This window comes from Hydrogenophaga sp. RAC07, from assembly GCF_001713375.1.
Lineage (GTDB): Bacteria > Pseudomonadota > Gammaproteobacteria > Burkholderiales > Burkholderiaceae_C > Hydrogenophaga.
In genome coordinates, this window is sequence record NZ_CP016449.1 from 17,566 (window position 1) to 31,867 (window position 14,302).

A 14,302-nucleotide genomic window follows, 5' to 3' on the forward strand; every position below is an offset into this window, starting at 1 on the left:
ATGGAAAACATTGACGTGATGCTGGTCCCGCTGCGCGGGATACTGCTTGAAATAGGCAACTTCCTGCCGCGCCTGGGGGTGGCCCTCGCGGTGATTGTGGTCGGCTGGCTGCTGGCCAAGGGCTTGCGCATGGCGGTCGTGAAAACGCTGCGGGCCTTCAACTTTCACATCCTGACCGAGCGCGCCGGCATCGACGGCTTTCTGAAGCAGGGAGGCACCGAGAAGGACACCGTCGAATGGTTCGGTCTCATCGCCTACGTGCTGGTGCTGGTCGCTTCGCTGATCGTGGCCTTCAACACGCTGGGCCTGACCCAGGTGACCGATTTGCTGGGCAAGGTCCTGTTGTTCGTGCCGCGCTTGCTGGTGGCCTTGCTGGTGGTTGTGTTCGGCAGTTACTTTTCGCGCTTCATCGCCAACGCGGTGCAGCGCTACTTCCAGGCCGCAGGCATCAGCGATGCCGAGATCCTGAGCCGCATCGTGCGCTACGCGGTGATGGTTTTCGTGCTGCTGCTGGCGGTGGACCACCTGGAGATCGGTGGTGGGCTGATCCAGCACACCTTCCTGATCCTCCTGGGCGGCGTCGTGTTGGCGTTGGCACTGGCGTTCGGTCTCGGCGCCCGTGAGCGTGCTGCCCAGCTGATCGAGCGCTGGTTCCCGCGCGACCCGAGGGACCCTGCCTGATGGCCGCCTCGGCCGTCATTGATGCCCTGTGGCCGGGCAAGCCTTATCCGCGGGGAGCGACCTGGGATGGCATGGGTGTCAATTTCGCGCTGTTCTCCGAGTCGGCCGAGCGGGTCGAGTTGTGCCTGTTCGACGCGAGCGGGCGCAACGAGATTGCGCGTCTGGCCCTGCGCGAGCAGACCGACCAGGTTTTCCACGGCTACTTGCCCCAGGCGCGCCCAGGTCTGTTGTACGGCTACCGGGTTTACGGACCGTACCGTCCGCAAGACGGTCATCGCTTCAACGGAAACAAACTGCTGCTGGATCCGTACGCGCGCAACATCGTCGGCGCCATCCGCTGGCACGACGCGCTGTTCGGCTACCGGGTCGGCAGCCCACAAGCCGATCTGTCTTTCGACCGTCGCGACAGTGCCCCGTACCTGCCGCGCTGCAAGGTCATCGAATCGGCATTCACCTGGGGCGACGACCGACCGCCCAACGTGCCCTGGCATGAAACGGTGATCTATGAACTCCATGTGGCCGGCTTCACACGCCTGCACCCCGATGTGCCACCCGCCCTTCGCGGCACCTACGCCGGTCTGGCCTGCGCACCCGTGATCGACCATTTCAAACGCCTGGGCGTGACCACCATCGAACTGATGCCGGTGCACTCCTTTCTGGACGACCGCCACCTGGTTGAAAAGGGCCTGCGCAACTATTGGGGCTACAACACCATCGGCTACTTCGCACCCGAGCACCGGTACAGTGCCAGCGGCAAGGTCAGCGAGTTCAAGACCATGGTCCGGACGATGCACGAAGCCGGCATCGAGGTCATTCTGGACGTGGTCTACAACCACACGGCCGAAGGCAACGAGCTCGGCCCCACGCTGGCTTTTCGCGGCATCGACAACGCGTCCTACTACCGCCTTGCTCACGACAGCCTGCGCCACTACCAGGACTTCACCGGCTGCGGCAACACGCTGAACATGCAGCATCCGCGTGTGTTGCAGTTGTTGATGGACTCGCTGCGCTACTGGGTCACGGAGATGCATGTGGACGGCTTCCGCTTTGACCTGGCCTCGGCGCTCGCCCGCGAACTGCATGCGGTGGACCGGTTGAGTGCGTTCTTCGACATCCTGCGCCAGGACCCGGTGCTGTCGCGCGTCAAGCTGATTGCCGAGCCCTGGGACCTGGGCTCCGGTGGCTATCAAGTCGGCAACTTCCCCGTGGGCTGGGCCGAGTGGAACGACAAGTACCGCGACACCATGCGTGCGTACTGGAAGGGCGAGGGCGGCGTGATCGGCGAGTTTGCCCAGCGCCTCACCGGATCGAGCGACCTCTACAACCGCAGCAGCCGCAAGCCCTATGCGAGCATCAACTTCATCGCTGCGCACGATGGTTTCACCATCGCCGACGTTGTGAGCTACAACGACAAGCACAACGAAGCCAATGGTGAAGACAACCGCGACGGCCACAGCCACAACCTGTCGTGGAACTGCGGCGTCGAGGGTCCCACCGACGATGTCGACGTGCGGGCCTTGCGGGCGCGCCAGCAGCGCAACTTCATCACCACGCTGCTGCTCTCGCAGGGCGTGCCCATGTTGCTGGCCGGCGACGAGATGGGGCGCACCCAGCGTGGCAACAACAACGCTTACTGCCAGGACAACGCCATCAGCTGGCTTGACTGGACCCCGAGCGACGACCAACGCTCCCTGCTGGCTTTCACCCAGCGGGTGATGGCGCTGCGTGCGGCGCACCCCGTGTTCCGCCGACGCGACTTTTTCCAGGGTCGCCCGCTGCATGGCAGCACGGTGCGCGACATCGTGTGGCTGCAGCCACACGGCACCGAGATGGGTGAGCAGGAGTGGGGGCAGGACCACGCCCGGGCCCTGGCCGTTTTTCTGTCGGGCGACGGGCTCAACGAGGTCGATGGGCGTGGCCGCGCCGTGCGCGACGACAGCTTTGTGGTGATGTTCAACGCCGACTCGAACGAGGTTCGGTTTGTGCTGCCCCCGGGCCTGGTGGCGCCGACGGGCGAGTTGCTGATCGACACCTCGTTCGGCGCCGACCGACCCGATACGGCGTTCGACTCGGGCCAGCCGTACGTGCTGGCCGCCCGTTCGCTTGCGCTCGTGCGCTTCAAGAGAAATGCGGTGCCATGAACCGATTGCACAACATGCCTTTCGGCGCGGAGCCGACGGGGCAGGGTGGCGCGCGGGTTCGCCTGTGGGCGCCGGCCGCCTCGCGTGTGGTGCTGGTTCGCAGCGGCGAAGGACCGGACCTGGGCAGCTTCCCGATGCACGTGCAGGACGGCGGCTGGTTCGAACTTGAGCTGCCACGCACCCAGGTCCGCACCGACTACGCGTTCAGCATCGACGGCGGCGTGGTCGTGCCCGATCCGGCCTCCCGCAGCAACCGCAACGGCGTGCATGGACCCAGCACCCTGGTCGACCCGAGCGCTTTCGCCTGGACCGACGACGCGTGGCGGGGTCGGCCATGGCATGAAGCGGTGATCTACGAACTTCACCTGGGCTGCTTCACTCCCGAGGGGACGTTCGCGGCGGCGATCGAACGGCTGGACGCGTTGGTGGCGCTCGGCGTCACCGCCATCGAACTGATGCCGGTGGCCGAGTTTGCGGGCCGTCACGGCTGGGGCTACGACGGTGTGCTGCCGTTTGCCCCCAAAGCCGCCTACGGCACGCCGGACGACCTCAGGCGGCTGGTGTGTGCGGCCCACCAGCGGGGCCTGATGGTGCTGCTGGATGTGGTCTACAACCACTTCGGCCCCGACGGCAACCACCTGAACGCTTATGCACCCGGTTTCTTCAATCCCGAGGTGGCCACGCCCTGGGGCGCCGCCATCAACCTCGACGGCCCAGGCAGCCGCGTGGTGCGCGACTTCTTCATCCACAACGCGCTCTACTGGATCGAGGAGTTCCACCTCGACGGTCTGCGCATCGACGCGGTGCACGCCATGCACGACACCGGATCGCCGCACTTCATCGACGAACTCGTCGGTGCCGTGCGCGCTGGCCCCGGGCGTGAGCGGCATGTGCATCTGGTGCTGGAGAACGACCTCAACGATGCATCGCGCCTCGGCCGGGACGCGGCCGGCGCGCCACGGCTGGCCGACGCGCAATGGAACGACGACGTGCACCACGCGGTGCATGTGATGGCCACCGGCGAGACCGACGGCTACTACATCGACTACGCGGGCGAGCCGGTGCGGCTCTTTGGCCGCGCCTTGGCCGAAGGTTTTGCGTTCCAGGGCGATCCGTCGCCCTACCGCGGCGGCGAGGTGCGCGGCACGCCTTCGGCGCACCTGTCACCGCTGGCTTTCGTCAACTCGCTGCAGACGCACGACCAGGTGGGCAACCGCGCGTTCGGCGAGCGCATCGCCACGTTGGCGGCGCAGGCGGATCGCAGCGATGCGCTGCGCGCGATGCTGGCTTGCGTGCTGCTGGCGCCGTCGGTGCCGATGCTGTTCATGGGCGAGGAGTGGGCGGCCAGCACGCCGTTCCTGTACTTCTGTGACTACCAGGGTGAGCTTGCGCAGGCCGTGACGAACGGGCGGCGCGCGGAATTCGGCCGCTTCGCCCGCTTCAACGAACCGAGCGCCCGCGACGCCATTCCCGACCCGAACGCCGAGAGCACGTTTGCAAAGAGCAAACTCGACTGGCAGGAGCGCGACCGAACGCCCCACGCCGACTGGCTCGCGCTTTACAGCGACCTGCTGCGGCGGCGGCATGTGCACCTCTCACCCTGGCTGGAGGGCTCGCGCAGCGGCGTCATGACGCTGGATGCATCCGGCACGCTGCGCATCACCTGGCCGCTGGCTTCGGGCCATCGCTGGCATCTGCTGGCGCAGCTGGCTTCGCATGCAAGCCCTGCAGGCATGGACATCGAACTGCCCGGCTCCGTCGTTTACCGCAGCCATCCGGTCGCTGCGCGACTGGCCCCCTGGTCCGTCCAGTTCGCGATCGAGGCGCCATGACAAACCCCACCCCGCGGCGAGAGGCGATCGTGCCGCACGCTACCTACCGCGTGCAGTTGCACAGCGGCTTTCGCTTCACCGATGCGAAGGCGCTCGTGCCCTACCTGGCCGATCTCGGCATCAGCCACCTCTACATCTCGCCGCCGCTGCGGGCGCGGGCCGGCAGCCAGCACGGTTACGACGTGGTCGACCACGGCATGCTGAACCCCGAACTGGGCACGCGCGCCGAATTCGACGAGCTGGTGGAGAGCCTTCACGCCCGAAGCATGGGCCTGCTGGTCGACATCGTGCCCAACCACATGGGGGTGTTGAGCGGAGACAACGCCTGGTGGCTCGACGTGCTGGAGAACGGCGCGGCGTCGGCGTATGCCGACCACTTCGACATTGCGTGGCGCAATGCCGATCCGGTGTTGAGCGACAAAGTGCTGCTGCCGGTGCTGGGCGACCAGTACGGCGCGGAACTGGAGAAGGGCGACATTCGCCTGGCCTTCGATGCGGCGGCTGGTGCATTCACGGTGGCTTACCACGAACACCGTTTGCCGATCGACCCGAGTGGTTACGGAGCGCTGCTCAGGCTGGCGCAGCGCGCCTTGTTGCCGGGGGCGATGTCGGGCGTGCGGGTCAACCGGCTCTCCAGCCTGGCGACCTTGTTCGACCGGTTGCCCGGGCGCAACGAAACCGAGGCTTCGGCCCGCCAACGCCGCCAGCTGGACACCGTGCGACTGAAGGATGCGCTGGCGCAGCATGTGCGCGAGTTCCCCGCGCTGGTGGCGGCGATCGATCAGGTGGTCGGCGTGATGAACGGCCGACCGGGCGACCGCAGCAGCTTCGACGCCCTCGACGCACTCATCGATGCCCAGGCGTACCGGCTGGCCCACTGGCGCATCGCGGCCGACGAGATCAACTACCGCCGCTTCTTCGACATCAACGAACTCGCCGCGCTGCGCATGGAGCGCCCCGAGGTCTTCGAGGCGACACACCGCCTGCTGCTGGAGCTGGCCGTCAGCGGCGCCATCGACGGCCTGCGGGTGGACCACCCCGACGGCATGGCCGACCCGGCGGGCTACTTCGAACGCCTGCAACTGCGGTATGCCGAGATGGCGGGCCTGCCCGCACCGACCGGGCGGCGCGGAGATGGCGCTGCGGATCTGCCTCTGTACGTGGTGATCGAGAAGATCGTTGCTCCGCACGAAGCGGTACCCGACGACTGGGCGGTGCACGGCACCACCGGCTACCGCTTCGCCAACGTGATCAACGGACTGATGATCGACGGTGCCGCGAAGACCCGGCTGGACCGCGTGTGGCGTTCGTTCGTGGGCGAGGAGGCTGTGGACTTCGACACGCTGGCCTGGCAATGCCGCCACGTCGTGATGGAAGGAACGCTGGCCGGCGAGCTCACGGTGCTCAGCGCGTCGTTGCTGCGCCTGGCCCGAGAAGACCGCCGCACGCGCGACTTCACGCTGAACTCGTTGCGGCAGGCACTGGCCGAGGTGGTGGCGTCGTTCCCGGTTTACCGCACTTACATGCTGCACAAGCCGAGCGCACAGGACCGCAAGTTCGTCGACTGGGCGATTGGCCGCGCGCGCCGCCGCAGTCTCGCGGCGGCACCCGGCGTGTTCGACTTTTTGCGCCGTGTGCTGATCGGTCGCCCCCTGACCGGCGCTCCGGTCGGTCTGGGCGTTCGCTACCGGGAGTTTGCGCGCCGGCTCCAGCAGTACACGGCGCCGGTGGCGGCCAAGGGCATTGAAGACACGGCGTTGTACCGCCACCACCGGCTGGTGTCGGTGAACGATGTGGGGGGAGACCCCGACGCCTTCGGCATGTCGATCGATGCCTTCCATGCGGCCAGCCTGGACCGCTCGACGCGCTGGCCGGACACGATGCTGGCGAGCTCGACCCACGACGCCAAGCGCTCGGAAGACGTGCGCATGCGCATCGACGTCATCAGCGAGATGCCTGCCGCGTGGCGCTTGACGGTGCGGCGCTGGAGCCGGTTGAACCGCAGCCACAAGCGCACCGTGGACGGTGAGCGCGCGCCGACGCGCAACGACGAGTACCTGCTGTACCAGTTGATCGTGGGCAGCCTGCCGGTGGGCGAGCTCGACGATGCCGGGCTTGCCCACTACGCCGGGCGGGTCGAGCAGGCGATGCTCAAGTCGGCCCGCGAGTCCAAGGCGGTGACCAGCTGGATGAACCCCAACCTGGCCTACGAAGGCGCTTTGAGTTCCTTCGTGCACGCCTTGCTGGGGCGTCGTGAGCGCAACCTGTTTCTCGACGACGTGCAGGGCAACACGGCCGTCATCGGTTGGCACGGCGCGCTCAATGGTCTGACCATGGCGGTGGTCAAAACGCTGTCGCCGGGCGTGCCGGACTTCTACCAGGGGCACGAATCGATCCAGTTGTCGCTGGTCGACCCGGACAACCGGCGCCCCGTCGACTTCGCCCTACGGCGCGAGATGCTCACCGAGGCACGCTCCATCGCGGCCATGCCCGACCGGTCTGCAGCGCTGGGCGAACTGCTGGCCCATGCGGGCGATGGCCGGGCCAAGTTCTGGGTCACCTGGCAGGCGCTGCAGCTTCGGCGGGACCGTATCCACATGCTGAGGCACGCGACCTATGTGCCGCTGGAAGTGCGTGGCGAACGCAGCGCCAACGTGATCGCATTTGCACGCCGGCATGGGCGTTCGTGGGTGGTGGTGGTGGGCACGCGCCTGAGCGCCGCCTTCGGGCTGCCGGTGGGCACCGCACCGCTGGGTGACTGCTGGGGCGACACAGCGATCGTGTGGCCGGAAGGCGCCATGCCGGACTGCGCGGAACCGTTGCTCACCGACGCAGTGAGCGGCCAGCGCCACGGAACACACAGGGAGACGCTGCCGCTGGCCGAGGTGCTGCGAGAATTTCCAGTAGCGGTGCTCTTCAGCGCCGACGCTGGAAGCCATGACACCCCAACCTGACGCGACCGACCTGCCGCTGATCGAAGCCTGCACCGAAGCCGCGCTGAAACTGCTGCAGGCCAACCTGACGCCTCAGGGCATCCTTGCGGCCAGCTTGACGGAAGCGGCCGAGGCGCGCCGCTACACCCGCATCTTCGGGCGCGACGCGGCCATCTGCGTGATGGCCATGTGTGGCAGCGGTGTCGAATCCCTCGAGGTGGGGGCGGTGGCCAGCCTCGATGCGCTGGTGGCGCAGCAGGCGCTCAATGGCCAGATTCCCAAGTACGTCGACCCGCAGGGGCAAGACGCGGACTTCTGGTACCTCGGCTGTATCGATGCGACCTTGTGGTGGCTGATTGCGGTGGACCACGTGCGCCGCGCGGGTCGGGTGAGCCCGGATCGCTGGCAAGCCGGCGTCGATCGTGCCATCGCCTGGCTGCTGGCGCAGGAGCACCAGCGCTTCAGGCTGCTGCAGCAGAACGAGGCCAGTGACTGGGCCGACATCATGCCGAGGTCGGGCTACGTGCTCTACACCAATGCGCTGTGGTTCGAGGTCAAACGGCGCTACGGTCTGGCGGACATCGAGGCCACGCACCACCACTTCAACCACCTCTTCGACCCGTTCCAGCGCGACCTGCCCGAGTACCACCGGGCGCGGTTGTTGCGCCACTATGCACGCCGCGGCCGGCGCGACACCGGCCTGTACCTCAGCTTTGTCAACCTGGCGGTGGCCGGCCACGAAGGAGATGTGTTCGGCAACCTCATGGCCGTGTTGAACGGTCTTGCCGACACCGCCAAAAGCCACCGGATTGTTCAGACCATTGACCGGGCGCACGCCGCCGAGCCCTACCCGGTGCGGGTCGTTCTGCACCCGCTGTCACGCCAGCACGAACTCTGGCGGCCCTACATGGCGCGGCACCAGCAGAACAGCGTGCACCAGTACCACAACGGCGGCATCTGGCCCTTTGTGGGGGGCTACTGGGTGATGGCGCTGGCACGGGTCGGCATGCACGAGCAGGCGAGATCGGCACTGGTGCGGCTCGCCCACACGAACGCGCTGGACAACTGGCGCTTCACCGAGTGGTTTCACGGCCGCACGCTCAAGCCCATGGGCATGGCCGGGCAGAGCTGGAACGCGGCCACCTTTCTGCTCGCCCGCCGCGCTGTCGAGGACCCGGGCTGATCAGCCAGCGCTGGTGCGCCAGCCGCGCAGACAGCTTCGGCTCACACTGGTGCTGCCGGTGACGGCAAGGCAGATGCGGCACCGCCTTGCACCACCAGATCGTGCAAGCTCATGCCGCCCAGTGACGTGGCCGCCGCCTCCAGCAACTGCGTGACCAGCCGGTCCACGGCGGCCGATGTCGGTACGGCCGAGGGCGACAGAAATCCATCTTCGTCGGCGGCACGAACGGCCTGCAGCACATCAACCAGCAGGATGCGGGCCGGGTCGCGTGCCGGCAGGTAGAGGCACGGGTCGTCGGCTGTGGCGACCACCATGGCCTTGCGCTCCAGTTCGTCGAGCACCACCATGAGCACATGACTCGGAACCTTCAGGTGTTCGGTGAATGCCTGCTGCGAAGGGGCGGTCTCACCTTGAATGAAGCGCATCGCGACCAGTTCCATGATCGACAGCGCCAGCAGCTCGCGCATGCGGTTGCTCAGGCGCGGCTCGCCGCCGCGCAGGTACAGGTATTCCGGGTGCTGCACATAGAAGGCCACGCTGGCGCCGAACAGCAGCACCAGCCAGCTCAGGTACAGCCAGATCATGAAGAGGATCAGGATCGCAAAGCTGGCGTAGATGGCCGCGTAGTTGTTCGAGCCGGCAATGAAGACCGCAAATGCCCAGCCCGCTGTTTGCCAGGCGATGCCACCCACGGCGCCACCCACCAGGGCTGGCCACAGCCGCACGCGCGTGTTGGGCATGAACAGGTAGATGAAGGTGAAGGCCCCGGAGATCAGCAGATACGGCACCAGCCGGCTGAGCGTCTGCAGCGCCTGGCTCATCACGTCCACCGCCATGAGGCCCTGCACCAGTTCGATGCTCATCACGGTGGCGGTGGCGCCCAGCGCGGCGAACACCAGGATCGGGCCGACCATCAGCACGGTGAGGTAACGCGTGAACCTTTCGCCCAGTGAGCGTGTGCGTGGCGCGTGCCAGATGTAGTTGAGCGACTCCTCGATTTTCTGGATGAGCGAGATCGACGTGTACAGCAGAAGCGCCAGCCCGACTGCGCCGAGCACGCCCACGTTCATGTTCTCGATGAAGCCCGTGATGCGCAGCGCGACATCGGCCCCTTTCTCTCCCAGGGGCTCAAGCAGGTTCAGCAACATCGGCTGAATCTGGTTCGTGACGCCGAACGCCTTGAGCACCGAGAAGCTCAGCGCCAGCAGCGGCACGATGGACAACAGCGTGGTGTAGACCAGGCCCATGGCGCGCAGCGTGAGCTGCCCGAAAGCCAGGTCCCGGCCCAGGATCAGCACGGTGCGCGCCAGTCGCACCAGGCCGGTCGTGCGGGCGGGTGCCCACACCAGCGTCTCGACACGGTCCTTCAGTGAGGTCAGGGGCATATGCGTTGTTTCGTGGGGTCGGTGACGGCCTCAAACCGTACCACGCCATTCAAGATGTTTGCATCACCTCACGAGGGAGGTCGACCACGCAAAGTTCCACATGGGCCGTTCATGCCCGGCAGAGCGGCATCTGCGGAACCCGACGGCGTGCATGGCGGTCCCATTTGCATCTGCCGCCGTGATCCACCGCACAACACGGGTTGCGCCTCAAATGTCGACCCACCCATGAAGGCCGACTTGCCCTGGAAAACGCCGTGGCCACCCACGACGGAGATCGTCGAGCCGCGACTTGTGTGGCAGGGATGGGCGTCGTGCGCGATCGGCGAACTTCTCCGGGAAGTTCGTTCTCGGTCATGCCGTGCGTGGAGGTGCGCCGCCGCTCGTTGTGTCGACCTCAGTGCCGCGTGGTGTCGGCACCGGTCCCCTGCCTTGCAGGGAACCGAGCAGATCCAGTGGCAGCGGCAACACGACCGTCGAGGCGCGATCGCCGGCCACCTGGGTCATGGTCTGCAAGTAACGCAACTGCATGGCCTCGGGTTGTTGGGCCAACATTCGGGCCGCCTCCAGCAACGCTGCCGAGGCCTGCTTTTCGCCTTCGGCGTGGATCACCTTGGCGCGCCGCTCGCGTTCGGCTTCGGCCTGGCGCGCAATGGCCCGCACCATCGACTCATTCAGATCGATGTGCTTGATCTCGACATTGGTGACTTTGATGCCCCAGGCATCGGTCTGCGCGTCGAGGATCTGCTGCACATCGATGTTCAGACGCTCGCGCTCGGCCAGCATCTCGTCCAGTTCGTGCTTGCCAAGCACGACCCGCAACGTCGTCTGGGCGAGCTGGCTGGTCGCCATCAGGTAGTTCTCCACTTGAATGATCGCCTTCTGCGGATCGACGACGCGAAAGAACACCACGGCGTTGACCTTCACCGAGACGTTGTCTCGTGAAATCACGTCTTGTGGCTCGACGTCCATGGTCACCACCCGCAGGTCCACGCGCACCATCTGCTGGATACCCGGGATCACCAGGACAAGCCCTGGACCTTTGACTTTCCAGAAGCGGCCCAGTTGAAACACGACGCCGCGCTGGTACTCGCGCAAGATGCGAAGAGAGCTGACCGCAAGAAAAACCAACAGCGGCAAAAGCACGCCACCGAGTCCCCAATTGAAGTCGAAGATCATGTTGCGTCTCCTGGTGTGGTTGGACCTGTCTCGGTTTGCACCTCAAGCGTCAACCCCTGCAAGCCGATGACGCGCACCCGTTGTCCTGGTTGCAGAGGATCTGTGCTGGTTGCACGCCAGCGCTCTCCATGAATCTGGACCCAGGCTCCGCTGTCGGCCCGCGCGAGCACGATTCCTTCTGCGCCTTTCGTCTCTTCGCACCCGCTGACGATCGGGCGCCGTCGAGCGCGCAGAGCCATCCCTCCGGCAAAGAGCACCACCGCGGTCGAACTGGCCGCCAGGCCGAATATCAGTGGCAGCGGAAGGCCCAGGCCCGGGACGTCGCGGTCGAACAGCAGCAGGCCCCCGGCGACAAAGGCGACCACGCCGCCGGCACCGAGCACCCCGAGCGTCGGCGTCACCACCTCCGCTGCCAGCAACGCGAGGCCAAGGATGATCAGCGCCAGACCGGCGTAATTGACGGGCAGCAACTGCAGCGCGAACATCGCGAGCAGCAGGCAGATCGTGCCCACGGTGCCAGGCAGTCCGAAGCCCGGCGAGGAGAACTCGAACATGAGGCCGTAGATGCCAAGCATCATCAGGATCAGCGCGAAGCTTGGATTCGCGAGCACCGAAAGCAGCCGTTGGCGCCAGTCCGGCAGCATCGCTTGTTGAGTGAGTCCCCGCGTGGCCAGTGTCAGATCCGCTCCATGGACACGGACCTGGCGGCCGTCGATCCGGGCCAGCAGGTCGTCCACGTCCTCGGCGACGACGTCCACCACCTTCGCGCTCAGCGCCTCGGTGGCGGTGAGGCTCACCGCCTCTCGCACGGCGCGTTCGGCCCACTCGGCATTGCGGCCGCGCTGCTGGGCCAAGCCGCGGATGAAGGCGGCGGCGTCGTGCACCTGCTTGGCCGCCATGGCGTCAGCCGGCGCCGTTGAAGCAGGCCTGGGATCGCCTTGATCAGGATCGTCCTTCGAGGATCCGGTTGGTTCGCCGCCCTTGTCCTGAACCGGTGGCTTGCGCTCGGCGCCGGGCAGGCCGATCGCCACGGGCGTGGCCGCACCCAGCGTCGTCGCGGGTGCCATTGCAGCGATGTGCGACGCATAGAGGATGTAGGTGCCGGCACTGGCGGCGCGCGCGCCTGCCGGGCTCACGAAGACCGCCACCGGCACTCGTGAGGCGAGGATGGCCTGAACGATCTGACGCATCGAAATGTCCAGGCCGCCTGGTGTGTCGAGTTGAATCACCACCAACGGTGCACCCGCGTCGGCTGCCTTGGCGATGCCGCGAATCACATAGTCGGCGCTTGCCGGGCCGATGGCGTCCTTCACCTGCAGCACCACCACCGGCGCAGCACGCGCTTCGAACGCAGCGAACCCGATCAGCAAGACCGCAACCAGGCGCAGCCAGACGCTCGGCAGGCCGGCAGGTTTCTCCCTTGCGCGACCCTCGCGCCGCTGAGCTTCACCCTGGGGCGCACCACGCTCGCTGGCGTGTCCCATTGAACGCAAGTCGTTCAGAAAGCGATCGATGCGGGCCTTGTGTTTCTCCAAGATGCAGCTCCCGAAGTCGTTTGCCCATGAGCTGGATCACCGAGCACGGCTCAAGGCAGTGCCAGGGTCGGTAGCGCGCTCGAAGGCCGATGCGGCTTCCAGCCAGAAGTCGTTGGCATGCATGGGCTGCATCGGCAACCGTGCTGCGGGCATCCATGAAGACGACCTGTCGGGTGCACACAGTGCCGGCTTGCACCCGGGGCCCCTTGACCTGGTCGGTGATGCGTTTCAGTGTGCGCCCGGGGCAGGTGTCCGGATTGAGCGTGCTCAACGTGCTTGACGCCCAACTCACTAGTCTGCTCATGCACCCTGGGCCGCATTCATGCAGCCGCAGTTCAGGTGCCACACACACACGTGTACTCACAGGAGCACAGACATGAAGCAGACCTCAGGCAGCGCGGTTGGCAAGAAGGCATTGATCAAGCGGCCTCCGATGGCGGTGGTGTCCCAGGGCGACGGGCATGCCCGTGCGGACGGCCCTGGCAGCGCGCAGGCCGGACCCTCGCGCGAGGAGCGCATTCACGAAGTGGCCTATGCGCTGTACGAGGCCCGCGGCTGCGTGGACGGTCACGACCTGGAAGACTGGCTCGCGGCAGAAGCTTCCGTTGCCCGCGAAGACCAGGGCGCCCCATCCGGCGGATCGCTTTCGGAACACTGAAGCACGTTGCGCGTTTCGTTTCCGGAAGTTTCCATGCCGCCCAGGGGGTGCCCGTGAGGCAAGGCTGCGGCGACTGTGTTGCCGCGGGTCAGCGCATGTGGCACCGCTTCCGCGAGGTTCAGCTTACATGCCGACTCCCGGCAATGCCGGCCGAACCGCGGTGGGCATCGGGCACCACAACACACCCCAACAGAAGGAGACCGACCATGCGCCACACCCTCATCGCCCTCACCCTCGCCCTGCCGCTGGCCGCCCAGGCCCAGACCAAGGCCCCGGCCAGCAGCTTCGAAATCAAGGCCCTCACGCCGGAGACAGCGCTGGTCGCGGCCCAGGCCGCTCTGGCCTCCTGCCGCGCGCAGGGCTTTCAGGTCGGCGTGGCGGTGGTCGACCGCTCGGGCCTGACGCAGGTGTTCCTGCGCGACCGTTTCGCTGGCGCGCACACCGTGGACGTGGCCACCAACAAGGCCTGGACAGCGGCGAGCTTTCGCACCTCCACCCTGGAACTGGCCAACGAGTCACAGCCCGGCAAGCCCATGAGCGGCATCCGCAGCACGCCCCGCATGCTGGCGGTGGGCGGCGGCGTGGTGATCGAGGCTGGCGGTTCGATCTATGGCGGCATTGGTGTCTCGGGTGCGCCCGGCGGCGAGGCCGACGACGCCTGTGCCCGCGCCGGCATCAAGGCCATCATCGACAAGCTCGAGTTCTGACCTGGCCATCCAGGCTTCGGGTGTCGATCTCTCACGGACGCTGGGAAAGGGCTCGGGCCAGGGGTTGTGGG

At 66.5% G+C, this 14,302-nt stretch carries 10 protein-coding genes; 7 read left to right on the top strand and 3 right to left on the bottom strand.

Annotated elements, in window-relative coordinates:
- Genes BSY239_RS00065 through BSY239_RS00085 form a run of 5 tightly spaced genes read left to right on the top strand, consistent with a single transcriptional unit; the run spans nucleotide 1 to nucleotide 8,770 of the window.
- Nucleotides 1-681, top strand: a complete 681-nt coding sequence (locus BSY239_RS00065) for a mechanosensitive ion channel family protein (protein ID WP_069045036.1) — start codon at nucleotides 1-3, stop codon at nucleotides 679-681.
- Entirely contained in the window at nucleotides 681-2,822 is a 2,142-nt protein-coding gene (glgX, locus tag BSY239_RS00070) for a glycogen debranching protein GlgX (RefSeq protein WP_069045037.1), read from the top strand. Before BSY239_RS00065 ends, glgX begins: the two co-directional genes overlap by 1 nt.
- The gene (gene treZ / locus BSY239_RS00075; protein ID WP_069045038.1) at nucleotides 2,819-4,654 is read left to right on the top strand and encodes a malto-oligosyltrehalose trehalohydrolase; all 1,836 of its coding nucleotides are present in this window, start codon (nucleotides 2,819-2,821) and stop codon (nucleotides 4,652-4,654) included. The genes glgX and treZ overlap by 4 nt, the downstream gene beginning before the upstream one ends.
- Entirely contained in the window at nucleotides 4,651-7,608 is a 2,958-nt protein-coding gene (treY, locus tag BSY239_RS00080) for a malto-oligosyltrehalose synthase (protein WP_069045039.1), read from the top strand. The genes treZ and treY overlap by 4 nt, the downstream gene beginning before the upstream one ends.
- Nucleotides 7,592-8,770, top strand: coding sequence for an amylo-alpha-1,6-glucosidase (locus tag BSY239_RS00085; RefSeq protein ID WP_069045040.1), 1,179 nt, complete (start codon nucleotides 7,592-7,594; stop codon nucleotides 8,768-8,770). The genes treY and BSY239_RS00085 overlap by 17 nt, the downstream gene beginning before the upstream one ends.
- A 41-nt stretch (nucleotides 8,771-8,811) precedes the next feature.
- Here the strand turns inward: BSY239_RS00085 and BSY239_RS00090 are convergent, their stop codons facing one another.
- The 3 genes from BSY239_RS00090 to BSY239_RS00100 form a co-directional block, all read right to left on the bottom strand.
- Complete coding sequence (locus BSY239_RS00090) at nucleotides 8,812-10,155, bottom strand: YihY/virulence factor BrkB family protein (RefSeq protein WP_069045041.1); 1,344 nt, start codon at nucleotides 10,153-10,155, stop codon at nucleotides 8,812-8,814.
- 351 nt (nucleotides 10,156-10,506) lie between these two features.
- Entirely contained in the window at nucleotides 10,507-11,331 is an 825-nt protein-coding gene (locus BSY239_RS00095; RefSeq protein WP_069045042.1) for a slipin family protein, read from the bottom strand.
- A complete protein-coding gene (locus tag BSY239_RS00100) occupies nucleotides 11,328-12,815 on the bottom strand; it encodes an NfeD family protein (protein WP_083240134.1) in 1,488 nt (495 codons plus the stop codon). Before BSY239_RS00100 ends, BSY239_RS00095 begins: the two co-directional genes overlap by 4 nt.
- Nucleotides 12,816-13,242: 427 nt before the next feature.
- On the opposite strand from BSY239_RS00100, the gene BSY239_RS00105 reads away from it, so the two are divergent.
- Both BSY239_RS00105 and BSY239_RS00110 read left to right on the top strand, forming a co-directional pair.
- Complete coding sequence (locus tag BSY239_RS00105) at nucleotides 13,243-13,524, top strand: DUF2934 domain-containing protein (RefSeq protein WP_069045043.1); 282 nt, start codon at nucleotides 13,243-13,245, stop codon at nucleotides 13,522-13,524.
- A gap of 206 nt (nucleotides 13,525-13,730) precedes the next feature.
- A complete protein-coding gene (locus BSY239_RS00110; protein WP_069045044.1) occupies nucleotides 13,731-14,231 on the top strand; it encodes a GlcG/HbpS family heme-binding protein in 501 nt (166 codons plus the stop codon).
- Nucleotides 14,232-14,302 lie beyond the last annotated feature (71 nt).